Raw genomic sequence first — 26,736 nt, forward strand, 5'->3', positions numbered from 1 at the left:
TCCGCAAATCGGAGCTGCTCTTCAGGATTACGCTGTAGCTGAGAACCTTAGTCCAGCTCATCCATGTCTTTTTTCTTCGGTGGTGTGTAGCTGGGCAGGTGCCAGTCTTTTGCGATTGCACCACCGCGCAGAACCATGGCCATGGCAAAGCCAAGGGCAGCCGCAAGGTTGCTTTGTCCGCTTGCCATAAGCGTGACGGAGTAGGTTATCGCACCAGCAAACGCAGCTGCCAGATAGATCTCTCTTTGCAGCAAGGCAGAAGGCTGGCCAGCAATGATATCGCGCAGGATTCCGCCAAATGTTGCCGATGCGACTCCCATCAGCACAGCCACCGCAGCGTTGTCGCCAAGCGAGATCGCTTTCGCAGCGCCCATGACTGAGTAAGACGCGACTCCAACAGCATCCAGCCAGCGTAGCGGACGGCCCCATGCTTCAACCTTATGCGCGTAGAACCACATGATGACAGAGACGATGAGGCAGACATAGAGGTAGCTCTCATTCTCAACCCAGAACACAGGCACATCAAGAAGAGTGTCACGCAGAGTTCCGCCGCCAATTCCGGTCAGCGAGCAAAAGAACAAAAAAGCGATAAAATCCTGACGCAGACGTGCAGCCACCAAACCGCCAGTCACGGCGAAAACAGCCACTCCCAAAAAGTCCAGATACTGCCAGATCTCAGATTGCATCTACGTCATGCCCGCAAATTCGTTGGTTTCAAGTCTGGTGGTTTTAGCCAGCCATCTTAAAAAAGCAACCGGAGAACTACACTACTTCATTTGTGAGATTTAAATAGCCTTAGATCCTGTGAAGGGTTTGGGGACAGCGCCAAGAACTTCAAATCAGCCCTGCGTTTCTTGCAGAGCTTCTGGCATCCCCGCAACAAAAAACGGAGGCCGGATAGTGACCTCCGCTTTGAATTTATTTGGGAAACCCTCATTCAAGGATGATCCGGGCCAGGCCCTCCAGTTAAGCCAATCTAGACTGGCACAGCACAAAAGCGGTTACCTCGGTGATACTGGAACTTGAAAGCTATCAAGCAAATTTTCAACGGGAGTCATCAAGCTTGAAGGATCATCTGGAAACAGATCTTTATCACCAGTAGCACTGTACACGACCTCTCCACGCAACCACTGGCACTGTAGCTTTCCAAAAAGAGGTTTACACAGTTTGGCGGGCCCAAGGGCATTTATACTAAACTGAAAATACAGAGCTCTTCCGATAGTGATTGTTTTTTGCCGGCTCTCATATAGAGGTGTCATATCAGGGAAAGAGACACGCACCTGAAAGAGATCACCTCCCGGACGGATACTTCCTCGGGATGGCGCGTATTGCCATGGGATTTCATATCTGGCTTTACCTATCCAATAAACCTGCTGAAAATCTGTTTCAACTCGAGGCAGAAATGGAGAAAGAGCTGCTAAGGCAAGTATCAAAAGCCCGCACTTATAGATGAAAGGTGCAAATGGCCGCCGCCATAACCAGATGGCGAACAATAAAACTGCAGCAAGAATTGGGATAAACACTGCATTTTGGCGCGGATAGAACAGTTTATCGCCGCGAGCCTGCATCGGAAAATAGGCTTCTATAACAACGTGATCTACAAATACCGGAGCTAGCCACAACACAGCAGCGATAGCTGCTAACCAGAAAAAGGCAGGCCATTTCCACATAGATCACCAAAGATAAATATACATTCAACTACAACTATTTACATGCATCTTCGAAGCCCGATCAGATTGCAAGCAAGCCTTGCTTCCTTTGAGAGCTGAGAGATTTCCAATTGATCGGAGCCCTAGAGTAAAGTGGTCTGTCAGTAAGGCCAAGCAATAGCGTATACTTGAACCTTTTTTCAACTTTAGATTGCTTCACCTTCTCTGAATGCATAAGACAAAGCGCAGCACAAGGCAGGTGTCGAAATCTCCAAAAGCCAACAGTTGTGCCTAGAAATAATATAGTTATGAGAATAGCGAGTTGTGTTATGGTTGCTCGAGTTATTGTTCCAATTGCGATTGCTTTCGCATTAACCGCCTGTTCAAGCAGTGCCGGTATTTCCAAAAAGAATCCTGATTACTTTGGTGCAAAAGAACGCGAAGGATCGCTTAGCGGCGTATATAACCCTGCAGGTTTTAGCTCTGCACAAGTTCGGAGGCTACTCGGTACTTTATGTCAGGGTGGACAGCTTGAAGGTTTTTCGGAAGCGCGTAGTGACGGTCTGGTCTCATGGAAGACAAACTGCGCGAACGGCATTCGTAGCGGAGTTGGCTTTGTGGAGTTTCAGCGCATAGATGGCAGCAGCGAAATCATGGTGGAGACAACTGGCTCCAACGGTAGCGGTAATCTTGTGTATACCCGCCAAAAGGTAAAGCTATAAAGCGGATTCTGACATAAAAACGGAGGCCGAATAGCGACCTCCGTTTTGAAATTCTTTGAGAAGCCCTCGGTGTTTTGAGGGCTTTGGTGTTTAGGCTTCTTTGTCTACTGTGGAGCCTGGCTCTGCTGTTTTGTCGGCAACTGGAGCGATTTTTGGGCCGCCTTTGGAGACGCCGACCATTGCAGGACGCAGGACGCGCTCGCCGATGACGTAGCCAGCCTGAACAACCTGAACCACAGTGTTGTTTGGAACTTCTGTGTTCGGCACTTCAAACATCGCCTGATGGAAGTGCGGGTTGAACTTATCGCCTTCTGGAGAAAGACGCTTTACACCGTGTTTTTCCAGGTGGTTGAGCATTTCGCGCTCTACCATTTCAACGCCTTCAACCAGCGCCTTCAGGTTCTCGTCGTTTTCACGTGCGTCATCTGGCAATGCATCGATTGCACGGCCAAGGTTGTCATTGACCACCAGCATGTCACGCGCGAAACCTGCAACTGCGTAGGCTTTGGCGTCTTTAACTTCTTTTTCAGTCCGACGGCGCAGGTTTTCCATTTCTGCCATGGTGCGCAAAGCGCGGTCCTTCAGGGCAGCGTTTTCTTCTCTCAGCGCCTCGATTGGATCTACTTCCGCAGCAACTTCTGCCTGCTCGGCTCCATTCGCAGTTTCGTCAACCACAGCTTCCGGATTTACCTGCTCTTCTGCCTGCGGAGTTTTATTTTGATCGCTCATCGTCATCCCGTCTCTTAAAACTTGCTCTTTTTACCATGGAGCAAAGCACTGCAAGGGCTGCCCTAAGGCGCCCGCGCAAAAATCTATCCGGTCTTTATTTAGTCGCTGTTTGACAAAAACAAAAGACCTCCGGCCACTTCCATGACCGGAGATCCTCAGAATGCCCGATTTTACTCAGCATTTCGTTGCAGATACCCTCAAAATTAAGAGTACTGCTTGATCCAATCAGCAATTTTGCCCTTAGGCTGTGCGCCTACGAGGGTTGCAGCTGGCTGACCATCCTTGAACAGGATCATGGTTGGGATAGAACGAACGCCGTAATTCATTGCGCTCTGCTGGTTGCTGTCGATATCCAACTTAGCAACTTTGACCTGACCAGCCATTTCCTCAGAGATTTCTTCCAGGGACGGCGCAATCATTTTACAAGGACCACACCAGGTCGCCCAGAAATCTACGAGAACAGGGGTCGAGCTCTGGAGTACTTCAGCTTCGAAGTTACCGTCTTCAACATTCACAGTGGCCATTTTTGCCTCTTTTCATAGTGCAGGTTGAGTCGCCCCAACTGAGCAAACTCTGTTGCCCTGAAAGTAAGAACGCAAGTGCCGAGCGTCAAGCGAACGAATTCTCAACATTCGACTAGAATTTAAAAGATTTCATCAGTTCCACTGGTATTTCTACCAAATGGAGACCTGACGTATAGAGGAGCAGCGCTCTTATTCTCCGATCAGGATAAAGCTCAGAAAGCAATTTTCTATAAACAGCCAGCTGCGCAACATACGTTTCGGAGACTTCGTGCACGCTCCTTGGGACGTAGGCATTTGTCTTGAAGTCGAGAATAATCACTTCTTCGTCATTGACCAGCAAACGGTCAATCAGACCGAAGATTTCAACCGGCTTGCCATCCTCTCCCGTAAGCATACCCTGTATTGGAACTTCGGCTCTGCCATTGGCGCTGAACAGCTCTGCAAACTCTGGGTTGCCCAGCGTACCCAACACATCATCCAGCAGACGTTCTTTTTTGTCCTCAAACCGTTCTGGCAGGGAACTGGCAAGGAACCTTTCTGCAGATGCCACACGTTGTTCTTCTGGCAGATCGGGCAGGAACTCCAGCAGTCTGTGAACGATGCGGCCACGGACCAGCGGCCAGTCTTCTGGTTGGCGGGCTGCTTCCAGAGCATCTTTCGGGTCTTGTTGCTCGATGTTCTCTTTTGCTTCCATCTCCTCAAAGGCGGCAGATGGTTTTACGCGGCGGATACGCTCAGGCGTACTGACATTTGTTGAGACCCAGTCCGGCATAACAGCTTGTTTCCGGCTCTCAATCTTCTCAGATTGTGGCAGGATCGGCTCTGGCTTTTCTATGCCATTCTTGGTCCAGATCCACGCTGACACTTCGCCGTTGGCATCTGTTTGCTCGCGTGCTTCCTCAATCAAACCGTTGCGGGTGAGTGTGTACCAGCATTCATCATGCGGGCCACGCTTGGGTGACCAGCCACACACGACAAGACGATCCTTGGCACGGGTGAGCGCTACATAGAGCAAGCGGCGATATTCTTCTTTCTGCTCTTCTGCCAGCAGTTCCAGCGCTTCTTCATGCCATTCGGTGCGCTGTGCTTTGTTGGGCAGCCAGACAAGAGCTGGCGCAGCCTGCATATCCCCTGCCCGCTGTTTTTCAACCATCACCGGCGCATGCAGGCTGGAGACGGGCGCATTGCAGCCATCAGCGAGAATAACGTAGGGCGCTTCCAGTCCCTTGGAGCCGTGAACCGTCATGATGCGGACCATGCCTTTGGCGGCGTTAAGCTCGCGTTTGATCTCGGTTGGCGCTTCTGCCAGCCACGCAAGGAAACCTTCCATGCCGGGGGTGCCGCTCTTTTCATAGGTGAGCGTCAATGAAAGGAACTCATCAAGCACGTCATCCACTTCCGTGCCAAGACGCTCACGGAACTTCTGGCGGTAGCCGTCGGTTCCCATGATCTTGGCGAAAAATTCGAAGGGTGGAACGAAGTCGGCGCGGTCACGCCAGACAACCAGCTGCTTGCGAATTTCCTGCCACTTCTCGCTGCTTTCTGACTTTCTCAGCAGCTCATGCCATAGAGTGCCCGGTCTTGGGACACCCGGTGTTTCGTGGGCGATTTCGAAGAGATCATCATCTACCAAGCCAAAGAGTGGGCTTTTGAGGACGCAGGCGAGAGAGAGGTCATCTTCTGGCAGCAGAATAAAGCGGCCCAGCGCAACGAGATCTTTGACGGCGATGTGGTCTGTGAGGACCAAGCGGTCAGAACCGGCTGCGGGAACATCCAAGCGTTTGAGCTCGCGGTTGAGCGCTTCCACAAACTGGCCGCGCTTGCGGACCAGCACCAGAACATCCCCCGGACCAGCGATTTTGCGTTGGTCCCAGTCCTTGATCTGTTCTGCTATGCGAGTGGCAAGGCGCAGCATGGGGTTGCCGGTGCCGATGGCATCAATCGGCTGGGTCCAGTCGTCTGGTTCCAGTGTTTCTACGGCCTCTTCCAGAGGCCAGATTTCGACGCGGCCCGGATCGTTGTGGCGGATCGCTTCGTGCACGGGTGCAACGTTATCTTGTGACAGGCCTTTATAGGTTTCCGGTGTGTCAAACACCTTATCGACCGCGCCCAGCACATCCGGTGTGGAGCGGAAGGAGAGGTTGAGCTCGATGCCTTCGAAGTTCTTCTGCGCTTCCTCAGCTCTGCGGGCGAAGAACTTGCGCATTTCAGCAAAGTAAGCCGGAACAGCGCCCTGGAAAGAGTAGATGGATTGCTTCTCATCCCCCACCGCGAAGATGGTGCGGACTTTCTCTCGCGCACTGTCACCAGCGAAGAATTCTTCTGCCAGCGCGCGGATTACCTCCCACTGGCGTGGGCTGGTGTCCTGTGCTTCATCAACTAGGATGTGATCCAAACCCTGATCGAGCTTGTATTGCACCCATTGCGCTGCCTCGGCGCGGGACAGGAGCTGCGCAGATTTAACCACCAGATCTTCAAAGTCGAGGTAGCCGCGACGGAGTTTTTCCGTCTCGTAATAGCGTAGAACCGCATCTGATAGGGTGAGGATCGCTTTGGTTCCAGAAACCGTTATGACGGCATTCAGGTGCTGCAGAGCCTCCAATACGCGCATTTGCTCGGAGAACAAGCGTTCGATCACTTCCGGAAAGGCTGTTTGGACCTTCTTGGTGGCGAGAGACTTGCGCGGACTAAGGGTTCCAGTGAGGAAGATTTTCAACCATGCGATGCGCCAGGCTTCGTCGCTTTTGTGCGTGATGGCCTGATCCAGAGCAGCCGCGCGGTCCTGATCTGTCTTTGAGCCGACGCGTAAGGCTTCTGCAAACGCTTTTACTTCGTCGTCACTCAGAGAAGAATTCCGTCGCAACGCAGATGCAAAGCCAGATATATCATCAGCCGGCATGACGGAGAAATCAGCATATAGCGCAGAAACAGCGCTTTCCAGGTCCCCATAAGGAGCGACCCAGCGATAGAATGCATCGCGGCGGCTGATCAACTCGGAGAGAGCTTTCTCGACGCCTGAATCCGGTAATAGCTCGATAAGCTGGGACAGAGCTGACCCGATGTCGGAGTCTGGCTCAATCTCTGCGCTGTGCAGAACGCTGGCTCGGGCCTCATTGAGCAGCTCTTCGGCAAGGCGGTCATCCAGTACGGAGAAATGGCCTGCAACATTGGCCTCCAGCGGGAACTGGTGCAGTAGCGCTTCGCAGAACGCGTGGATGGTCTGGATCTTCAGACCGCCCGGTGTCTCCAGTGCTTTGGCGAAGAGGCGGCGGGCATTGGCCAGCTGCTTGGTTGACGTTGGACGCCCCTCGATATCCTCAATCTCAGCAGACAGCTCAGCATCGCTCAGCTGTGTCCACTTTGCCAGGGAATCGAATACACGGGTTGCCATCTCCGCTGCGGCTGCCTTGGTGAAAGTGAGGCAGAGGATGCGGGATGGATCAGTGCCGGATAGCAGCAAGCGGACCACGCGGCGGGCTAGCACGAAGGTTTTGCCGGAGCCTGCGTTTGCACTCACCCATGCAGAATTTTCAGGGTGAGCGGCGCGTTGCTGGCTGTCGAGGGTTTTTGCTGGAATATCCATTATGCATCCTCCCCGTCTTCTCCAAGGGACCATTCCTGCACGCGGGCAAGATGATCATAGGAAGCGGCCCATTCCCTCTCCTTCAGCACACGTGCTCTGGAGAGATAGCCTTTGCGTGGGTTCTCATAGGCGGCGACGAGCTGTTCTAAGCGTTTCCATGCTTCTTCTGCCAGCTCTTCGGCGGTGCTTTCCTTCGGTACACGGCTTTCCAGCTTCACAGCATCGCTGCCACCTTTGAGCTGGATGTAGAGCATGTCGGAAATGGGCATGTCGTGGGGCAAATCCTCAAAGCCCTTACGGCGGATCATAGCGACTTCCAGTGGCAGCTGTGGTGAGAGCAGCGCTTCCACCTGTTTGGCGGAGGGCGGCTGGCCGGTTTTGTAGTCCACCACGCGCAAGCTGTTGTCTTTCATCTGGTCGATGCGATCTGCACGGCCTGTGAGCGTAAAGTTGCGCTCCGGGCGCTGCATTTCCACCTTGCCGTATTCCTCAAGGAAACGGTCATAAATTCTTCGGCGCGACTTCACCTTCATACGCGACAAACTCTTCCGCGATGCGCTCAAAGCGCGGCCACCACAGGGCGCGGATGGCGGGGAAGGCATCCAGTGGGCGGAACAGTCGGCCACCTTCGGTTTTTAGTGCTCGAACTGCCTTGTCGTCGAATGGCCCATCCCAATCCTCAAGGAAGTTTGCGAGCGCATCGTGGATGATGTTGCCTTTGTCGGCAGCGCCCGGTTCGCCGCCGATTGGGTCAACTTCATCCAGTTTCAGGACGTTTTTGGCGTAGATGAGGTATGGATCGCGGATCAGGTTTTCGATGGCTGTTACGGAGAGCTGAACAGGACGGGCTTCCACTGGTGGCTTTGGTTCCGGGCGCTTGGCTGGGCGGACTGGTGTTTCTGAGCGGTCGAGCACGAGAGCCAGCTCGATGTAGCGCTTGCCTTTGGCGCGCATCTGCTGCTCCACACTTTGGCCAGCGAGTGTCACGATGCGCTGGAGCCAGCGGGAGGCAACGGTTGGGGAGCCATCTACACGCTCAGAGCGGGACAGGACCACTTCCGGCGCGCCAAGGTTCCAGAGGAAATCGTGGGCGGAGGTGCCGATTTTACGCTCTGGCGGGTCAAGGCCGATCTGACCTTTCATGGGTCGGTTGAGCCATGGATCATTGCGCGTACGCTGCGGCCATGTGCCTTCGTTGAGGCCACCGAGGACGACGAGGTCATACCGCTGCAAACGGGCTTCCATGGGTCCGAGCAGGTGGATGCGTGGATCAGCTGGTGTGCGGGAGCGGACGGCGCCGCCGGTGATGAGAGCGCCGAACACGCCGGGCCATTCATTGGCAGGCACGCAGAGGCCAGCTGCATCAGCTTCCAGCAAGGACGTCAGGGTTTCGGCGAGCGCCTTACCGTTTTCGCCGCTGAACAGCTCTTCCGTCGAGCCGTTTTCATCAGCCCCAAGCAGCAGGACTGCATCCACGTGGGTTTTGATGATGTCTTCGACCGGGATCTCATTTGGGTTTTGCAGCAGGGCTTCCAGTGGGCCGAGGGCTTGTTCCAGACGGTCCAGCAAGGTGTTGATGGCGTTCCAGTCTTCTTCCACCAGCTTGCGCCAGCGGGAAACTGGTCTATCGGCCTTCTCCATGGCCAGATCATGAGCTGCGGCCACCGCTTCGCGCAGACCGCTGAGCCCCGGTCTTGGATGCGGGCCGCGCAGGACACCGCGTTCCAGAGCGCGGGCGGCGGAACGGACTTCCTTGGCCTTCATACCGAGGAAAGCAAGTGGGTGTTTGAGGAGTGCCAGTAGGTTGACGGGATCGAGGCCTTGCAGGGCGAGCTTTGCGGTGAGGATCGCAAGCACCATGGGCGGTGTTTGCTCCAGCGGGCGACCAGCGGTGTCATCCACGATGATGCCCCAGCGGGTCAGTTCTGATGCCACGCGCCGGGCCAGTGTTCTGTCTGGTGAAATCAGGGCAGTCATTTTGCCTGCTTCCACGGCTTCGCGCAGGAGCAAGGCAATGGAGAGGGCTTCTTCGGCTTCGTTTCGCGCTGTGATCAGCTGGGTGTCTGCAAAGGCCGTTTCACGATGTTCAGCGAGGTCTGAGGTGAAGAAGTTCTGCCACTCTTCCGTTGTTTCCGCCGGGCGGAGTGCTTCGTTGACGATCTGACAGCGCAGGCGCAGAGCTTCGCTTTCCGGCTCACCCAGCAGCGTGACGTGTTCGCGCTTGATGTCCAGCGCAAGGAGCAGTTGGCGGAGGCTGTATTGCGGGTGACCGGGAACGCGCTGTGGTTCTGACGGACTGCCGAGGGCCTCCCAGCTTTCCTCATCCATACCCATATCAAGGGCGGGCAGGACAAGGGCACCATTTTCAAGGCTGAGTACGGCTTTCATGAGCTCAGCGGTTGCAGGGAACGAGCCGGTTGCACCCGCCACAATAACCGGACCGCGTGGCGGTGATCTGCGCAGGCGGGCTGCTTCTGACCGGATGAGGGCGGAGCGGCGCTCCTTCGGGTCCATCATGCCGATGGCCTTGAGGTGCTCGGGCCACAGATCCGTGACGATCTTCAGAAACTCAAGCGTGATTTTCCAGTATTCGGCATGGTCTTCCGGCACAAGGCTGCCCAGCTCTGCCCAGCTGGCTTCTTCTGTCTGCACCTCATCCATGAGCGTGAGCAGGTTGCCCGCCAGCCACGCAGCATCTGCAGAGGAGGCCGGTACGCGCGCGGGGTCATCTTCTTTGAGCTGCAGGATCTGGCGGCGGAGTTGGCCTTTCCACGCCCAGACAAGACGGGTCATGGCCAGCTTGCGTTCCATGGTGGACATGGCAGGTGGCAGCGCCTCTCCGTCACCATGGCCTTTCAGGATATGCTCTTCCTCGTCCACGTCGCCCAGTGGCAGGATTTTGGGCAGTAAGGCGGCTTTGGAGCCCAGCGCCTTGCGCAGGACATCCGGCAGCGTTCTGGCTGCACGGCGGGTGGGCACGTAGATGGTGACATCCGCCAGCGCCAGCGGGTTATCGTCCGCCTGAAACCCCGGGATCAACTGCCCAGAGAGCAACGCCTCCACAGTTGCCTGCAGAAAGGGCGTGGATGGGGAAACGCTGAAAATATTTGGGGTGGCCGCCACCGGAGCCTCCTGAACAGAACCGAATGCTCCTTTTTAGTTCAGTTTTCAGCGGATCACACAGCAAAAAGCACGGCGCGGTTTTATATCCCCGCGAGTTTCATGGTGAAGTTGGTTTCTTATGCGCAAAGCAAACCAAGAAGCCGTACCAAATCACGAAAATAGGTGTTGCTATTATGGACAGAGTGCTGATTGCAATCATGATGAAATAGGCGGCATCATTCGATGTCTCATCACGTAACCCACCCATGACCTCGAATACAGCGTGCTCCAGATTGAGGGCAACAAGCGCTGTCACAATCAATGTTAAAGGCAGAACGGTTGCCACGAAAACAGCTCTGCCACTAAGTTTCGCAACTCTTTGCAAAAAGACTGCCAGTAATGCGACTCGCCAGCTTGCGACAACAGCAAGAAATAGCATGTTCGCAACTTTCGCATTTCCTAGCGACATAAAGCGCTCAACAGGAATGGAGTAAAGAGCGGCAGGGAGTGAGGTAAGGCTGATGAATAGAAGGATATTTTTATAGCTGAAGTTCTTAGGTTTCAAAGGCTGCGCGATAGCCCAAACCAGACCAGCCAAGACATAGATATACAAAACCGAGCCTAAGCCTGCATATTGCCACAGCTCTGCGGAGGGATGATCCCAATAACGACCGATGCCCACCAACCAGGTGACGAGCAAGCCCCAAGCCAAGTAGGCTGAATAAGACTTGCCCAGTGGCGGCTTGATTGGGCGGAACAGAAGAAAATTAATCTGATCCTTTAATATTTCGCTGAAAATTGGTTGCATACGCGTCTCTACGAGAAATCCATTCAACTAAATCACTTGGTTACCCTTGTGTGAGGGCTTGTAATTTATTCATGTTGCAATGACACATCGCCAATACGCAACTGCAGGAATGCGTTTTGTGTCCCTGTATTTTCAGGGGCCAATCCCACGCCTCACTCACGCCCGCAGGTCAATTGCGTGGTTGATTTGGATGCCGGTGTTTGCAGCGCAATAGGTGGGGAATGGGACGCGGGCGGCGGTGTTGATGTCGCGTTTGATCCATTCCCGCTCTTCCAGCCGAACCAGCGAGGCTGACAATGCGCGGTCGGTGATTGTCGTCAGGTCTGATCTTATTCCCGAGAAACGCTGAGGGGTAGCAGTGAGTGCCAGAATGGGAACCGTCCAGCTTTTGCGCAGCAAGGCAAATTCCTTTTCATCGGGAACTGCGGCCACGATCCTGCTGGCGATTTCGGCGGCTTTGACACCTTTTGGGTTCAGTCGAAACTCCGGACGGAGTGGGTGGCCGTGGCCCGGGTTTCTTTCCAGAAGTTTGAGCTGGGTGAGATGCTCAAGACTGGCCGCAAATGACGTGCGGCCAGCACCAGATGCTGCCAGTAACGGAGCCTGCCTGCCGGGAACCCCTGAATGTAACAGGGCCAGAATGTTTAGAGACCAAGCCCGAGAAGTGAGCTTGACAAGTGTCGCAATGTCCATAAAGTATAGTTACTTTATTTTTTCATAAAAGGAAAGTTTGATGTCCTTAGTTTCTTTGGAAAATACGATTACCCTCGCCATTTCTGTTCGTGACCGTCATGTGAGCGCTGAATGGTACAGCTCCATGCTCGGCTTTGAGTTGATCCATCATATTGATGAGGCTGGCTGGAGTGAGATGAAGACAAAAACTGCTGGCGTCACACTTGGGCTGGGTGAACAGACAAAGCCTACCCCCGGCAATACCGTTCCTGTTTTTGGTATTGGTGATATTGAGAGTGCGCGCGGCGCTTTGGAAGCTGCGGGTGTGAAGTTTGACGGTGCGACCGAAACCATCGAGGGCATGGTGAGCACAGCCACGTTTTACGACCCAGACGGCAACGCGATGATGTTGGCGCAGGACCTGACTGTGCCTGCGTGATACAAGCGCCAATTACACGCTCACCTCAACGGGCAACTGAAAAACCAGTGCCTCATTGAGGTGAGCGTGAGCTTTGCAAGGCGGGGCTTAGCCTGATGGCATTGCACTGAAAGCGGTCTATACTCCGCCGGATGTTGCAGCCTGCTAAGATTCTCATTTTGACCTACGGCTCTCGCGGAGATGTGGAGCCCTTTATCGCTTTGGCCTGCGGGCTTACAGCTCGTGGTCACACGGTTACGCTCAGCAGTGCTGAAAAGTATGGTGACTGGGTCAAGAGTTTCGGTCTGGTGTTTGAGCCACTTTCGAACGACACGATTGATCTGATGACCACTCCTGACGGGATTGCTGCGCTGGAGGGATCATCCGGGCTCTTAAAGAGAGTTGTAGCAGGTGCACGACTGGCGAAGAAATCCGGGCGGCTGAACGATGGACTCAACCGTGATGCGTGGCGGGCTGCCCAGGCCGTTCAGCCCGATCTCATTGTCTTCCACCCCAAAGTGATGGCTGCGCCTCATATTGCAGAAGCATTGAACATTCCGGTTGTGATGGGGTTGTTGCAGCCGATGATTGTTCCAACAAACGAGTTCCCTGTGGCGGGGATGCCCCGCTTGCCTATACCGGGCTACAACAAGCTGGGGTATGCATTCGTCAAACTCTCTTATTCGGCTTTTCGTAAATCGGTCAATGTGCTGCGAACCAAGGCTCTGAAACTTCCAGCAATTCAGCATCGCAATGAGGTTCTGTTTCCCCGTGGGGTCCTACCAATCAAGACGCTTCATGCGATCAGCTCGTGGGTTGTTCCCCGACCAAAGGACTGGCCGGATGAGGCGGTTATGAGCGGTTACTGGAGTTTGAAGTCTGACGGGGATTATGAACCGCCAGCAAATCTGCGCAGTTTCCTCGAGCATGGACCTCCACCCGTTTACATTGGATTTGGCAGTATGACGGTTGAAGACCCAAAAGCGTTGCAAGAGGTTCTTGTTGAGGCCCTGCGAAAGGCGAATGTTCGCGGTGTCCTCTCAACTGGCTGGGCTGGGTTTGATGCCATTGAGAGCGACGATACCTTGAGTGTTTCTGATGTTCCGCATGAGTGGCTGTTTCCGAAAATGGCAGCTGTGGTGCACCATGGTGGCATGGGAACCACTGCCCAAGGTTTCCGCGCAGGCGTGCCTTGCGTTCTATGCCCCTTCTTCGGCGATCAGCCTTACTGGGCTCAAAAGAGTGTTGCTCTGGGCGTTGGCGCCCCGCCTGTGCCCCGCAAAGCCCTAACCGCAGACAAGTTGGCACACTCCATTCACCTTGCAGTCAATGACGCCTCACTGAAGAAAAACGCGAGTGACCTAGCCTTGCACCTGCAAAGCGAAGACGGCGTGGGTACTGCAGTCGCAGAGATTGAAGCCAGTCTTGCTGGTGTGGGTGGCACGTGAGGGTGTTGGCTGGTCCTGTCTGCGTGCGTGTTGGCGGGACGGAGGTCCGCTATGTGGTGCCATGAGTGCTGGTGTTAGTGGGTGGGGTTCTGGATCCCTGTGTGTTTGTTTTGTGCTTGAATGGTAGCGAGGCGGAGGTCGTTGGATCCCAGATCAGAGTCCAGCACGGCTTGAGATCGTGACGCGGCCAGACCCCGCCTCGCATGTATTACCAAACCTGAACAGTTGATGGTGGCCGCTTTTGCGGACCACGTAGCACAGGGACAGGCTCCATGACCTTACACCCTTTCTATATTGGTATCGATATCTCTAAAGCCTATCTGGATATTTTTGAGGAGAGCACTTCAAAGCACTTACAGATAGAAAATACCAGTGAAGCGATTTCCGCCTGGCTTTCTGCATTACCTGACATGCCCAGCTTGAACATTATCTTTGAAGCTACGGGACGTTATGACAGGAAGCTGACACATGCTCTCCACACTTTGAAGATCCGGTTTTCCCGGGTAAATCCAGCGCGGGCGCGGGATTTTGCTCGAGCCCTCGGGCAGATGGCAAAAACCGATCAGATAGATGCACGCATGCTGGCAGACATGGGCAAATGCCTAAAACCTGACGCCACCACACAACGAGCACCAGAACGCGACCAACTAGCGGCCTTGCACAAACGGCGGGATGAGCTTGTTGATACACGTAAGAAAGAACGCCAACGCCTGGCCCAAGCTTTATCTGAGGAACATGCCAGCATCGCACGCCATATCAGTTGGCTGAATGAAGAAATTAAATTCATTGAGCAAAAGCGAGATACACTGCTCAAAGAGACAGCCGAATTTACTCATGATAACAAGCTATTACGCTCTATTCCCGGCGTAGGCCCTGTTGCTGCAACTACTCTATTAGCTTTGATGCCCGAGCTCGGGCACGCATCGCCCAAAGCCATTGCCGCTCTGGCTGGCCTTGCTCCTTTCAATGTAGACAGTGGTCAGTTTCGCGGCCATCGGGCCATTAAGGGTGGGCGCAAACGCGTGCGGAACGCGCTTTATATGGCAGCGGTTACAGCTGCACGATCTAATTCTCATTTTGCTTCATTTGCTCAAGCCCTCATAAAAAGAGGGAAGCCCTTCAAAGCGGCAATGATTGCTCTGGCGAGAAAGATACTCATCACAGCCAATGCTCTGCTCAGGGATGGTGTTCCATTCAATGCATAAACACAGTTGCCGCATCGAGTGCGGGAAGACGGCGGGAGGGGTGCGTGTCTTTCCAAACCTCACCATCGCCGTCATGCCGGACGGAGCGAAGCGGAGATCCGGTACCCAGAGCCAAGGGGACTGGCGTTGGTGAGTGGGGTTCTGGGTCCTGCATCGTGCTGCGCTTGTGCGAGATGACGAGGGAGAAGCTGGTTGGTGTCCAGCGTATCCCTGCGGCAACAGTTCTTTTGCTTTTGCAACTTTTCGTTGACAGGTGGGCGGTTCCATTCCACATTCATATGTGAGGCTTCGAAACCTCTTTCCACGCGGTACCCGCTCCCGTAACTAGCGGATTTTTTGTGCCTTTTTTCCAAAGGCGCAAACCCTTTGCTATGAGCGGGAGGGCGGTGAATACAATACTTCCTTCGGGAGGGAATAAACTCGCCTGCCGTGGTCAGGTTTCGAACCTCCCGCTCGCCAGCGGGCCGTCGAAAGCTCGTTTATCGTGCGGTTCATTCAACAGCCAACCACGTGAGGGCTTTGATTATGGACGACACTGCATGCGCCTGTGGCGCCACAAATACTCTTCAGAATGAAATTGACGACGTGAACTTTGCTGTTTCTGATCTTCAGAACCTAGCTTATATGCAGCATCTGGTGCTGAGCGAGCGGATGAAGAACAGCAGTGAACGTGACGTTCTCTTCACTTTGCACCATGCATTATCTGACCGCCTAGAGGCACTGAATAAGACCTGCGGAATTTTGACTGATGCGTTGTCTGGCACGTCCTTCCCTAAAGGATTTTCCGGTCACGCGACACGCAGCGTCGCCTCTCCAACATTGGTCAATTCTAAAACTGTGTCTCTTGATTAGATCACTGTGAACGGCACTCCAAGGGCTGGCCTCGACCACCCTTGCGCAGCCCTTCATGAGTGTCCTGCTGGTCTGCGGCCGGGCGAAGTGTGCCCGCAGGCCAGCATCTTCGTGTGTGTTTTTTGATGCGTTGATGGGGATTGGATTTAGGGCATGTTCTTTGTGGGATGTGCTCTGTTAACCCGTAAACTCAAGGGGTTATGGGTCCCGGCTCGGGGGCCGGGATGACGTCATAGAGGGTGCATTTTCTGAATGGAATCACTCAGTCCCACGATTTATCCTCTGCCGTCATGCCGGACGAGCGGAGCGGTGATCCGGTATCCAGAGCCCAGGTGTTTGTCGAAATTTCCCAAATACATTGAGTATTGGCGCATCAGCTATGGGGGAGGTTGGCTGAGGTGGCCCGCACAATTTGGCGGGCCTGTCCTGTTTTTAAATTAGTTTGCGCTGTTGGCGATGGCGCGTTCGGCGTCATCGAGGCCTTGAGGCGTTCCAACGTGCAGCCAAAGGCCATCGCCTTCGACACCGAAGAGGCGGCCATTCTCAATCGCTTTGTCGAACAGCAGATTGAGGGAGAATGGGCCTTCCGGCGTATCCTTGAACAGCCGTGGATGGATCATCGCGGTACCGGAGTAGATGAAAGGTGCCACTGAACGCTCATCGCGGCGTTCCAGCTTGCCTTCATCGTCCATCAGGAAGTCGCCTTTGCCGTCATAACCAACCGCATTGACGGCTGGTGCAAGCAGCATCAGCATATCCATCTGACGGTCATCCCAGGTTTCTACGAGGAGATCCAGGTTCGGCTTTACCCCTTCCAGCCAGAAGCTGTCGGAGTTTTTCAGGATGAACGGATCGGTGCCCAGAATTGGCAGGGCTTTTTTAATGCCGCCGCCGGTATCCAGAAGCTCTTCGCGTTCATCTGAGATCTTAACATCCAAGCCTTCAAACCTGCGGGCATGGGCCTCTACAAGGTCTGCAAGATAGTGCACGTTGACAACGCAGGTTTCGAGGCCAGCATCCTTCAAACGTGTTGCTGCGCGCGCGAACATTGACTTACCGTCCACCTCGATGAGAGGTTTTGGGGTTGTCGCCGTCAGGGGCCGCATACGTTTACCCAGCCCTGCGGACAAAACCATTGCCGATTTGGGGTGGAAGGAAATTTCTTTAGGCATCTCGTTGTCTCTGTCGTTTTGTTCTCTTGTTTCAGTCGTCACTTTGGCTCGTCTCATTTGACGAGAGTATGACAGTGAACATGGGTTTGAGTTTAACTTCCCCTAATTGTGCAAAGCACTGCCGCACGTAATTGCGGATGCGAGGAAGCATCTCCATGTATTTAGGTTTTCCGAGCTGCTTATCAAGACGTACAAACGCGCCAAGGATTTTGGCATTGCGCTGCAACGCCAACACAGCAACAGCATTCCGAAACGCCATTTCATCAAAAATGGGTTTATGTTTTCTTGCCAAGTCGCAATATCGCTGCAGCAAATGCTCCTGCAGGTCGGCTGGCATGTCCACGCGTGCATCGTACACGAGCGAGGCAACATCATAGGCCGCAGGCCCAACCATCGCATCTTGGTAGTCAATAAGACCCAGCTTATTGAGGCCTGATGCTTCTGGCAACCACATGATATTTGGGCTGTGGTAATCTCGTAAAAGCAGTGTCGGTTCACTCTGGAGGACTGGCTCCAGCAGCTCTCGCCACGCTTCAACGTAGTCGCGGCCTTGCTGTTCAGTTGCAGGCTCTCCACTGGCGTAAGGCAGATACCATTGGAGGTAGAGGTCAGCTTCCGTGATCAGTACTTCGAAATCACAGGGTTTCAGCTGATGGGGTTTGCCATCAGCCTGCAGCTCTGTTTGCCAGTTGCAGCTGTGGAGCCGGGCGATATCATCAATGGCCAGCTCGTAGCGCTCTTTGACCGCCTCACCGTTTTCGGTGATGATCTGGTCGCCGAAATCCTCCAGCAGCGCCAATCCGTTTTCAGGGTCGGCGGCCAGTCGTTTTGGTACGCGGAACCCATGATCCGCCAAGGCGTTACTGAGCGCGAAGAAGGCAGTAACGTCCCTGGCGCGATGTACGGTTTCGCCGTAGGTTTTGCCAGTGGGCAGACGCGGCTCTGGCCCAGTTGGCGGACTATCCATAAAGACGACTGTCTCACCGTTTTTGTGAAGACGAAAATAGGTCCGCATAGAGGCATCGCCCTGCACGTGCTCACGCTCGGCATCAATCCAGCCGGATTTTTGCAGCAGAGCGCGGCGGGCGGCGAGGCGATCAAGACGGTTTTGCCAGCTTTCGCAGTTGGCTGTGAGGGTGATCTCGCGGGTGTCTGGCTCGGTGCCTTCTGTCAGCTTCAGGTCCAGCGCTTCTGGCCAGTAGGAGGGATCTCCCATCTCTGGCCATTCAATCAACGCGACGCCGGTTTCCAGATATTCGTCGAGCCCGAGCTCTTCCAACTCCTCCGGCTCTTCAATGCGATAGAGGTCGAGATGGGCGACAGACATTCTCGGCAGGTCGTAGGTTTGAACGAGTGTGAAGGTGGGGCTTGGGACTTCCAGATGAGGGTCAGCTGCCAGATGGCGCAGCAGTGCTCTGCTCAAGGTGGATTTGCCCGTGCCCAGATCACCGGAAAGAGCAAGTACGTCTCCCTCTTTCAGCAGCTCAGCCAAATCCGCAGCAAAGAGCTCAGTTGCTCTCTGATTGTCGAGAAGTACCTTCATACAATTCGCCTCAAGAGCAGCTGCACATAGTCGCGCTCACGCAGAATGCTCTAATCTATACTTTCCAAGCGTACCCTCCAAGAAAGACTGAACTTACTTACCAAGGATACGTACCAATCTATTAGAGCAGGCCGCGTTCATTTAACGACACACGACGCACCCGGAATTCTTCAAGAGTAAGCACTTGCCAAAACCAGCAAGGGAACTCAAGCCCCAGAGGCATTTATCTGACCGAAAACTGAAAGATGAGTTATTCCGCCGCTTCCAGCGAATGGACATGCGGCTCAAGCGGGAAGGTGCAATCCACTGTGGTGCCCTGCCCTTCGGCGGAGGAAATATCGACTGTACCGCCGTGCAGCTCGACAAAGCTCTTCACGATCGAGAGGCCAAGGCCAACGCCCTGACGGTTTCCACCTGCACCCCGGCCTACAAAGCGCGAGAAGACCTGGTCCAGCATCTCCTGAGGGATGCCTGCTCCATGATCTTTGATGCGGAAGCGGATTTCGTTTTCCTCACGCTGACAGCTGATGTCTACCAAGCCGCCCTTGTCGGAGTAGCTGATCGCGTTGGACAGCAGGTTGAAGAGAACCTGACGCAGTCGCCGTTCATCTGCTTTGAGATGGCCTATGCCCTCAGGCATGTGGGTGCGGAGCGTGATGTCGGATTCGACCAGACGATCTTTCAGACCCTCGACAGCTTCAGATACCGTCTGCGCAACATCGACCTCGGAGATTTCGAGCTCCATGATGCCGGCATCAACGGTTGCCAGATCAAGGATGTCGTTGATGATGTGCAGCAGAGCAGACGAAGAGGACAGGATGTAGTCGGTGTACTCTTCCTGCTTCGGAGACAAATCACCAAACTTGGCATCACCCAACAACTGCGCAAAGCCGATGATGGTGGTCAGCGGAGATCGCAGCTCGTAGGACACGTGTTGAATAAAGGCGTTCTTGAGCTGATCGGCTTCCTGAAGCGCATCATTGGTGGCGTGGAGGGCACGTTCCACGTTGACCGTATCAGTGACGTTTACGAAGGTGAGCAGCGTGCCACCATCTGGCAGCGGTACAGTGACATAGTCGATGACAGACCCGTCGATCCGCTCCATGCGACCAGAGACGCTGGTGCGGTTGTCGGACAGGCCTGTTACGCCACGGGCGAGCTCTTGCCAACGGTCGGATTCGCCCATCAGCTCCTTGCAGGTGTCCAGCAGGTCGTTGACATGCGGATCACCTTCGAGGAACTCCTGAGACAGGCCCCAGACCTCGGCAAAGGCCGGGTTGGACAGGCGCATGCGTCCGTTGGAGCCGAACACGGCGACAGCTTCTGTCAGGTGGTCGAGCGTTTCCCGCTGTACCCGGGTCAGTGCGTTGAAGCGGCTTTCCAGATCCAGCTGCTCGGTCACGTTCTCGTAGAAGTACGTCACACCACCTTGCGGATGCGGGCTGGCGATCACGCGGAGTGTCCGTCCATCTGGCAAATGCCACCAATACGCCTGTGCATCCAAGGCGTGGTAGCATTCCAGATGCTTGGTTCTCCAACCACGATAGTCAGCTTGCTCTGGCAGTTTACGAGCTGCGCGCAGGGCGTCGAGCAGCTCGCCTTCTTCCGGCTTGGTCTCCAGGAAGCTCTGATCGATATCCCATAGGGAGCGATAGGCTGCATTGTAGAACTGGAGACGATGATCAGCACCAAACACGGCCACAGGTGTTTGAAGCTGATCGAGTGTGCGCGTATGGGACTCGAGTGTGCGGCGAAGCTGTCCCTGTACACGTTCAAGCTCGGAAATATCCTGAGCAAGACCGGCATTGCCATGCTCAGAATTCACATCAGTCAGCTCAAAGACGCGCCGTTCGCCAGCTGCCACAACTGGCATTGGCGAATGATAGACACCGTCGGTCTGGCGCATCATGTTGAGTTTGTTGCGGCCTTTGGCTTCCAGCAGCTCAATCTGACTTTCAACCACAGTACGGGTGCTTTCGGCCTCGACTGCATCCACATAAGCTGAGTTGACCCAGACGAGCTGGCCATGGTTGTCGCGCTGCCATGCAGGCCCCGGCAGCGCGTCGAGCAAGCTGTGAAGCGAGGAGATCTGCTCACGCAGTTCCTTGTTTTGCTCAGCAAGGCGGGCACTGAGTTGGCGGTCTCCGGTCAGATCTCGCAGGCGCAGGACTGCCAGTCCACCTGCTGTATGGCCGGATGCTTCCAGATAGACCCCATCGGTGGTCGTTAAGGTTAACCGGAAGACTTCGCCGTGGCCGCGCAAATGCTCAAGAAAAGCGCGCATGGCCTCGGCTGATTTGACGTCCAACCATGTCTCGAACTCAACGAGCTGCGCAAGGCCGCCTGCGAGTTCCAGATTTTCCGGTAAATGTCCGGCAACACCGGGATGCTTGGCTTCACCATCCCAGACTAATAGGAGACTGTCTTCTGTTTCCAGCAAGCTCTCGAGGCGGTCAATGCGCGCCATCGCATCGGCTCGGTCCTGACGCAGTTGCAGGATGGACAGAGAGTCATTCCTGCGGATGCGGACAAGCACGACGGAAGCTGCGACTGCGTACAAGGCGATGCCAGCCGTTGCCGCAACCCAGACAACCTTGAAAGCGTCAACTGAACTACCTGAAAGAGCTGGCAAAATATCCATAGCCTGAGAGAAACCAGCAGCACCCAGAAGAGCAAACACAGCAACGCCCATCAGGTTTAGCACGAGCCTAAACCTTCTACGCCACAGCACGTTAACACGTGCGTGTTTATGCCAGAATGCTGGCATGTTGTGCCCCTTTCTTCGCCGCCTCAGATTCGCATCACACGCCGCATTGGTGTCACGAATCGCGAATAAGTCGCTCAACTGCCTAACTTAACGACTGATTCGATAATCAACATAACCTGATTGATTTTTGGGAAGAAGAGGGTCTTTACAAAAAGTAAACAAATCCTGTGGGCGAAATAATCATCCACCACAATCTGTAGTAAGCTCAACAAGCATACCCCCAATATATTGAAAGTGTGCTTGTTGAGCCTAGTAGAATTCATGGAGCTGTTACCGCTAAGTCCCTTAGCGGTAACAGCAATTACAAAGGGCGCTTATCAGTACTTGTAGTGCTCGGCCTTGTATGGGCCGGTTTTGTCGAGGCCAAGGTAGTTGGCCTGATCGTCCGTCAGTTCAGACAGAGTTGCACCGAGTTTCTTAAGATGTAGACGCGCAACCTTCTCATCCAGATGCTTAGGCAGCACGTAGACTTCGTTTTTGTAGTCGTCGCCTTTGGTGTGCAGCTCAATCTGCGCCAGAACCTGGTTGGTGAAGCTGGCGGACATCACGAAGGATGGATGACCCGTTGCATTGCCGAGATTTACCAGACGACCTTCGGAGAGAAGGATCAGGCGCTTGCCATCCGGATATTCGATCAGGTCAACCTGTGGCTTCACATTGCGCCATTTGTAGTTACGCAGTGCAGCAACCTGAATCTCATTATCGAAGTGACCGATGTTACAGACGATCGCCATGTCTTTCATGTCGCGCATGTGGTCAGCTGTGATGACGTCTTTGTTGCCGGTGGTGGTGACGAAGATATCGCCTTCACCGATGGCCTGCTCCATCGTCTTCACTTCGTAGCCATCCATGGCAGCCTGAAGCGCGCAGATCGGATCGATTTCAGTCACGATCACACGGGCACCAGCCCCTTCCAGAGACTGTGCAGAGCCTTTACCAACATCGCCGTAACCAGCGACAACAGCAACTTTACCAGCCATCATTACGTCAGTACCACGGCGGATACCGTCTACAAGAGACTCACGACAGCCATAGCGGTTGTCGAACTTAGACTTCGTGACAGAGTCGTTCACGTTAATTGCGGGGAACGGCAGGTCACCCTTCCTCTGCATTTCGTAAAGGCGCATAACACCTGTGGTCGTCTCTTCGGAGACGCCCTGAATATTGCCCTTAACTTTGGAGTAGAAGCCTGGGTCTTTCTCGAGGCGACGCTTTATCGTTGCAAAGAGAGCCGTTTCTTCTTCGTTGGACGGGTTGTCGAGGACAGATGGGTCTTTCTCAGCTTTCGCGCCAAGAAGAATCATCAGAGTTGCGTCGCCGCCATCATCCAGAATGAGGTTTGCGGTTTGGCCGTCGCCCCAATCGAAGATTTTGTCCGCATAGGTCCAGTATTCATCAAGGGTTTCTCCTTTTTCAGCGAACACCGGAATACCAGCTGCTGCGATTGCAGCTGCAGCCTGATCCTGCGTGGAGAAGATGTTACAAGATGCCCAGCGAACTTCTGCGCCCAACTCAATGAGGGTCTCAATCAGAACCGCTGTCTGGATGGTCATGTGCAGGGAACCAGCGATGCGCGCGCCTTTGAGAGGCTTGCTTGCACCAAATTCCTCACGACAAGCCATCAGGCCCGGCATCTCGGTTTCGGCAATTTCAATTTCAGTACGACCCCACTCTGCAAGTGAGATGTCTTTGACGTAGTAATCGTTAGACGCTGTCATTAAATCTTCCTGAATGCCCGGGCCCATAGTCCCCTCCCGCATGATTGATGATCGTTCGCAAAATGAGCGCTCACTGCATGCTGTTATACATCACAGAGAAGTCAGAAAGCAATAAAGATATAAAGGTTTCTTTATATCAATCTAAAATGCAAACAAACGGAAGCGCACAGAATGCTTTATATGCGTCTGGGTAGATAAGGCTCTAGAATTTCTAGGATATTTTCAGGGAAGACTGTCAAAGATGTTGTCTCGAGTTCTTTCCGCGTCCACCAGCGATGCTCTCTCATTACCTGAGTTTCTATCTCTGTGTGGTTGGAATAGTCGATTTTCGAGTCGGAAACGGTGAGAAAGAAAAAATGTTCTTCAGCATCTACCATCTCACCGGATGGTGTCTGAAAAACCGCTCTTCTGACGTGGATCACCTCACCGACAGGTTCGGTGATTCCGGTTTCTTCCAGAAGTTCGCGGCGGGCGGCTTCTTCAAAGCTCTCACCCCGCTCAATACCACCGCCAACGGTGGCCCAATAGTCCTGGCCTTTGAGAGGGCCTTTGTCGAACTTGAAATTGAAGAGGAGAATTCGGTCTTGAGGATCAACCACCAACAAACGGGAAGCTGGGCGCTTTTTCATCAGATCCTCTAGGAGCTTGACTTATTTAGTCTCTTTCACCGAAACCATCTTCCACCAGATGCGCAATCGCGGAGATGGCTTCTTCTTTCTGATTGCCGGTTACGACAACGTGGATCGAGCAGCCTGTGCTGGCTGCAAGCATCATCAATCCCATGATGGAGGTTCCACCAACAGTTTGGCCGTCTTTGGAAACTTTTACATGGGCATCAAAAGTCTCAACCAGCTTGACCAGCTTAGCTGAGGCGCGCGCGTGCAAACCACGGGTGTTCACGATGGTCAGATCGCGAGCTAACACTGTGCATTCATCCATATTTTCTTAGCCTTGCCCGGACAGGACCTGCGAAGCTACGGAGATATACTTCTGTCCTGCACTGCGGGCTTCTTCTACCGCTTCGGCGAGCGATTTTTCATTTCGAACGCTTGCCAGTTTTATGAGCATCGGCAGGTTTACACCAGCTACGACCTCAACGCTACCACCATCCATCACAGAAATAGCGAGATTAGAAGGCGTACCGCCAAACATGTCGGTAAGAAGGACAACGCCAGAGCCGTCGTTGACAGCTTCAACGGAACGCAGGATGTCCTGACGACGTTGTTCCATATCGTCATCTGGGCCGATGCTAATGGTTGCTACCCGGTCCTGTGGACCTACAACATGCTCAAGAGCCGATTTGAACTCTTCTGCCAACCGACCATGGGTGACAAGAACTAGACCAATCATATATTTCCCGCGAACTAACAGAGTGTCTACTCTTAGGTTATTCCAATCCTACTTTGTTGAAGGACACGCTGCAGTGCAAGAAAAATCAGCATGCTCATACACAGAGGGCTAATAGTTGTGCACTGGATTAGTAAAAATAAGTGCATTCGCGAGCCGAAGAGCGGCTAAATGATCTTCTTTAGGTACTTGTTGTCGAATTAATTTGACTGAGCAAAGTTCACAGGTCTGCGCCTGCTCCTCCGGCAATCTATCGATTTCCTCTCGGGCTTCCAGATCCAGAACCATATGGATTACTGCAGTATCGAGGTAAGGAACATCGACAACGCCATAGCCTCGCAGCTCGGCCTTTCCCTTAATTGGATTTGGGCAAGACCCTATTAAGCGACTATTTTTCTCAGCAATGTAGACACGATCATCAGCAACGAGGGCTGCAAAACTGCCTTTAAGATGCGCGCGCTGTATCAATTCCAGCGCCAGCGCTGATTTGCCGGTTCCAGAGGGACCGCGGATCAGAATGCCTTTCGTGCCAACCACCAGACAGGTCGCGTGTATCGCCTGACCTTCTGCTGCCTGTACACTTTGCTTCTGATCCAGTGTCGTCATGAGGTTGTTTTGGCCCTCAGTTTGATCACGAACCGGGCACCAAGCACTTTCGGCTCTTGCCCCTCTTCCTCAGAGGTTCGGTTCATGACCGAGATTTCACCCCGGTGTGCTTCGATAATCTGCCGGCAGATCGAGAGACCCAAGCCGGAGTTGTTTCCGAAGCCCTCATATTCCGGTCTATCCGTATAGAAGCGCTCAAAGACGCGTTCGCGGAGTTCTTCTTTGATACCAGGACCAGAATCTTCGACCCAGATGATAATCTGGTTGCTCTTGCGCTTGGCCGTAACTGTAACAGGAGTTCCTTCTGGTGCAAATGAGCGCGCATTGTCGATCAGGTTATTGATGACCTGACCGAGACGCTGGTCATTGCCGTGCATCTGGAAATTCTTGTCAGTCTTGGATGGCTCAAACTTCAAATCGACATGGGCGATATCATCACAAGCGCGTTCATTGGCAATGGATACGACAGCCTGCAACAGCGTTGCCATATCAACATCGTGAGATTCTGCACGAGACATTTCCGCATCAATCCGCGATGCTTCAGAGATGTCCGTGATCAGACGATCAAGACGTTTTACATCATGCTGGATGACTTCAAGCAGGCGTTCGCGTGATCGCTCGTTCTTCGCCAAAGGCAGTGTTTCAACGGCACTTCGAAGGGATGTCAGCGGGTTTTTCAGTTCATGCGCCACATCTGCAGCGAAGCTCTCAATCGCATCCATACGGCCATACAGAGCCTTGGTCATATTCCTCAGCGCACGCGCCAGATGACCAATCTCATCGTAACGATCTTCAAACTCAGGGATTTCTTCCCGGGTGTTGATCGCAGACTGCACTTTTTGCGCCGCTTCAGACAAGCGGCGAACTGGCCCTGCGATGGTGCCGGCTAGCAGTACAGACAGGATCATCACCACAACAGCAGCAACGAGGAAGATCTTCAGGATCGCATTGCGCTCTGCGGCAACGATATCATCAATGTCTCCGCCCTGTGTCGACAGGAGCAGTGAACCTAGAACACCTCGGAAACGTTGAATTGGCACTGCAACGGCGACAACCATTTCGCCTTTTGCGCCAACACGTACAACGGATGCAGGGGAACCAGCCAGAGCGGCCTCGACCTCAGGGTATTCGCGCCCTTCCGTCCGTCCGACTTCTTTATATGGCGGGTACTCACCACGGCGGATCCAGAGTTTCAGCTCCTCCCACATTTTCTGGAAGAAGGGATCCTTGCTTTCGTCCGGCGGTGGCAGGTCAAAGCGGAAAATTTGATTTTGGGCATGGAGCTGGCGTGAATCCAGCATCAACATACCTTCTGGATCGTAGATTCGGGCCCGTGTTTTGGTGGGCGATATCAATCGCCGGAGTATCGGCCCGACAATCTCAGGATTGATTGGGAAGTCCAGACTTCCCAGCGTTGAGCGAGCACTGGTTGACTCTCCGGCTTCCAGCCGCAGCAGCATCTCCGGATCAACCATAAGAGAATCGCCATCGCTCGTGGTGGACGCCGCAATGGCGCCTGCAATGATCTCGCCCTGAACCAGCAAGGACTGAACGCGTGCATCGATCAGACCGGCTTGAAACTGGTTCAAGTACAGAATGGAGATCACCATCGCCAGAAGACCGACGAGGTTGAGCACCAGAATGCGGCGGGTCAAAGAAGAAAAGGCATAGATACCGGCGAGCGAAATCCAGCGCGTAAAGACGCGTTGGCGCACTTGCCTGCGCCCCAACCAACGGAACGCACCTGTATGTTGCGGGTCAAGAGTGTCAGAAGCGTCGTCTGCTTCGATGTCTTCCCGCTTTTGTTCTTCTTTATTTTCCGACATTCGCTCTTATCGAATTCTCAGGAACGGGTGTTCTCAGGCTTTTCC

24 protein-coding genes are annotated in these 26,736 nt (G+C 53.8%); 6 read left to right on the forward strand and 18 right to left on the reverse strand.

Annotated features, from left to right (window positions below; all coding sequences use genetic code 11):
- Nucleotides 1-47 precede the first annotated feature (47 nt).
- Both PsAD5_RS26090 and PsAD5_RS26095 read right to left on the reverse strand, forming a co-directional pair.
- Entirely contained in the window at nt 48-686 is a 639-nt protein-coding gene (locus PsAD5_RS26090; protein WP_063294225.1) for a trimeric intracellular cation channel family protein, read from the reverse strand.
- Nucleotides 687-1,001: 315 nt separating this feature from the next.
- Nucleotides 1,002-1,670: a hypothetical protein gene (locus PsAD5_RS26095; RefSeq protein ID WP_063294226.1), complete on the reverse strand. Its 669-nt coding sequence runs from the start codon at nt 1,668-1,670 to the stop codon at nt 1,002-1,004.
- 308 nt (nt 1,671-1,978) lie between these two features.
- Here PsAD5_RS26095 and PsAD5_RS26100 point away from each other — a divergent pair, with 308 nt between their 5' ends.
- Entirely contained in the window at nt 1,979-2,371 is a 393-nt protein-coding gene (locus PsAD5_RS26100; RefSeq protein WP_057462710.1) for a hypothetical protein, read from the forward strand.
- Nucleotides 2,372-2,461: 90 nt separating this feature from the next.
- Here the strand turns inward: PsAD5_RS26100 and grpE are convergent, their stop codons facing one another.
- The 7 genes from grpE to PsAD5_RS26130 all read right to left on the reverse strand — a co-directional run bounded on the left by grpE (nt 2,462) and on the right by PsAD5_RS26130 (nt 11,810).
- Nucleotides 2,462-3,100 (reverse strand): nucleotide exchange factor GrpE, encoded by a 639-nt coding sequence (gene grpE, locus PsAD5_RS26105; protein WP_063294392.1) that lies wholly within the window; start codon nt 3,098-3,100, stop codon nt 2,462-2,464.
- A gap of 203 nt (nt 3,101-3,303) precedes the next feature.
- On the reverse strand, nt 3,304-3,624 hold the full coding sequence (gene trxA, locus PsAD5_RS26110; protein ID WP_063286502.1) for a thioredoxin: 321 nt from the start codon (nt 3,622-3,624) through the stop codon (nt 3,304-3,306).
- 112 nt (nt 3,625-3,736) lie between these two features.
- Nucleotides 3,737-7,207, reverse strand: coding sequence for a double-strand break repair helicase AddA (gene addA / locus PsAD5_RS26115; RefSeq protein WP_063294227.1), 3,471 nt, complete (start codon nt 7,205-7,207; stop codon nt 3,737-3,739).
- A complete protein-coding gene (locus PsAD5_RS28400; protein ID WP_208988844.1) occupies nt 7,207-7,740 on the reverse strand; it encodes a PD-(D/E)XK nuclease family protein in 534 nt (177 codons plus the stop codon). Before PsAD5_RS28400 ends, addA begins: the two co-directional genes overlap by 1 nt.
- Nucleotides 7,709-10,330: a double-strand break repair protein AddB gene (gene addB, locus PsAD5_RS26120; RefSeq protein WP_208988846.1), complete on the reverse strand. Its 2,622-nt coding sequence runs from the start codon at nt 10,328-10,330 to the stop codon at nt 7,709-7,711. The genes PsAD5_RS28400 and addB overlap by 32 nt, the downstream gene beginning before the upstream one ends.
- Nucleotides 10,331-10,427: 97 nt before the next feature.
- Nucleotides 10,428-11,117: a hypothetical protein gene (locus PsAD5_RS26125; protein ID WP_063294228.1), complete on the reverse strand. Its 690-nt coding sequence runs from the start codon at nt 11,115-11,117 to the stop codon at nt 10,428-10,430.
- Between the two features lie 156 nt (nt 11,118-11,273).
- Nucleotides 11,274-11,810 (reverse strand): winged helix-turn-helix transcriptional regulator, encoded by a 537-nt coding sequence (locus PsAD5_RS26130; RefSeq protein WP_063294229.1) that lies wholly within the window; start codon nt 11,808-11,810, stop codon nt 11,274-11,276.
- A gap of 40 nt (nt 11,811-11,850) precedes the next feature.
- Between PsAD5_RS26130 and PsAD5_RS26135 the strand changes: the two genes are divergently transcribed.
- From PsAD5_RS26135 to PsAD5_RS26150, 5 genes are all read left to right on the forward strand, one after another.
- Nucleotides 11,851-12,228: a VOC family protein gene (locus PsAD5_RS26135; RefSeq protein ID WP_063294230.1), complete on the forward strand. Its 378-nt coding sequence runs from the start codon at nt 11,851-11,853 to the stop codon at nt 12,226-12,228.
- Nucleotides 12,229-12,386: 158 nt separating this feature from the next.
- Nucleotides 12,387-13,655, forward strand: coding sequence for a glycosyltransferase (locus tag PsAD5_RS26140; protein ID WP_206599750.1), 1,269 nt, complete (start codon nt 12,387-12,389; stop codon nt 13,653-13,655).
- 272 nt (nt 13,656-13,927) lie between these two features.
- Nucleotides 13,928-14,860 (forward strand): IS110 family transposase, encoded by a 933-nt coding sequence (locus PsAD5_RS26145; protein ID WP_063294232.1) that lies wholly within the window; start codon nt 13,928-13,930, stop codon nt 14,858-14,860.
- A gap of 44 nt (nt 14,861-14,904) precedes the next feature.
- A complete protein-coding gene (locus PsAD5_RS27940) occupies nt 14,905-15,144 on the forward strand; it encodes a hypothetical protein (protein WP_153041423.1) in 240 nt (79 codons plus the stop codon).
- Nucleotides 15,145-15,385: 241 nt separating this feature from the next.
- A complete protein-coding gene (locus PsAD5_RS26150; RefSeq protein WP_063294233.1) occupies nt 15,386-15,712 on the forward strand; it encodes a hypothetical protein in 327 nt (108 codons plus the stop codon).
- 437 nt (nt 15,713-16,149) lie between these two features.
- Here PsAD5_RS26150 and PsAD5_RS26155 read toward each other — a convergent pair whose 3' ends face one another.
- The 9 genes from PsAD5_RS26155 to PsAD5_RS26195 all read right to left on the reverse strand — a co-directional run bounded on the left by PsAD5_RS26155 (nt 16,150) and on the right by PsAD5_RS26195 (nt 26,691).
- Nucleotides 16,150-16,884 carry a nucleotidyltransferase family protein gene (locus PsAD5_RS26155; protein WP_063294393.1) on the reverse strand — a complete coding sequence of 245 codons (735 nt, stop codon included), beginning with the start codon at nt 16,882-16,884 and terminating at the stop codon, nt 16,150-16,152.
- A 31-nt stretch (nt 16,885-16,915) separates the two neighbouring features.
- On the reverse strand, nt 16,916-18,427 hold the full coding sequence (gene tsaE / locus PsAD5_RS26160) for a tRNA (adenosine(37)-N6)-threonylcarbamoyltransferase complex ATPase subunit type 1 TsaE (RefSeq protein WP_063294234.1): 1,512 nt from the start codon (nt 18,425-18,427) through the stop codon (nt 16,916-16,918).
- A gap of 250 nt (nt 18,428-18,677) precedes the next feature.
- Entirely contained in the window at nt 18,678-21,194 is a 2,517-nt protein-coding gene (locus tag PsAD5_RS26165; protein WP_208988848.1) for a PAS domain-containing sensor histidine kinase, read from the reverse strand.
- 317 nt (nt 21,195-21,511) lie between these two features.
- On the reverse strand, nt 21,512-22,912 hold the full coding sequence (gene ahcY, locus PsAD5_RS26170) for an adenosylhomocysteinase (protein ID WP_063294394.1): 1,401 nt from the start codon (nt 22,910-22,912) through the stop codon (nt 21,512-21,514).
- Nucleotides 22,913-23,088: 176 nt separating this feature from the next.
- Nucleotides 23,089-23,541, reverse strand: a complete 453-nt coding sequence (locus tag PsAD5_RS26175) for an NUDIX hydrolase (protein ID WP_063286427.1) — start codon at nt 23,539-23,541, stop codon at nt 23,089-23,091.
- A gap of 25 nt (nt 23,542-23,566) precedes the next feature.
- The gene (locus PsAD5_RS26180; RefSeq protein ID WP_057462957.1) at nt 23,567-23,851 is read right to left on the reverse strand and encodes an HPr family phosphocarrier protein; all 285 of its coding nucleotides are present in this window, start codon (nt 23,849-23,851) and stop codon (nt 23,567-23,569) included.
- A gap of 6 nt (nt 23,852-23,857) precedes the next feature.
- The gene (locus PsAD5_RS26185) at nt 23,858-24,262 is read right to left on the reverse strand and encodes a PTS sugar transporter subunit IIA (protein WP_057462958.1); all 405 of its coding nucleotides are present in this window, start codon (nt 24,260-24,262) and stop codon (nt 23,858-23,860) included.
- A gap of 108 nt (nt 24,263-24,370) precedes the next feature.
- Complete coding sequence (locus PsAD5_RS26190) at nt 24,371-24,865, reverse strand: HPr kinase/phosphorylase (protein ID WP_057462959.1); 495 nt, start codon at nt 24,863-24,865, stop codon at nt 24,371-24,373.
- Nucleotides 24,862-26,691, reverse strand: a complete 1,830-nt coding sequence (locus tag PsAD5_RS26195) for a sensor histidine kinase (RefSeq protein WP_057462960.1) — start codon at nt 26,689-26,691, stop codon at nt 24,862-24,864. Before PsAD5_RS26195 ends, PsAD5_RS26190 begins: the two co-directional genes overlap by 4 nt.
- Nucleotides 26,692-26,736 lie beyond the last annotated feature (45 nt).

It is taken from the genome of Pseudovibrio sp. Ad5, from assembly GCF_001623095.1.
Lineage (GTDB): Bacteria > Pseudomonadota > Alphaproteobacteria > Rhizobiales > Stappiaceae > Pseudovibrio.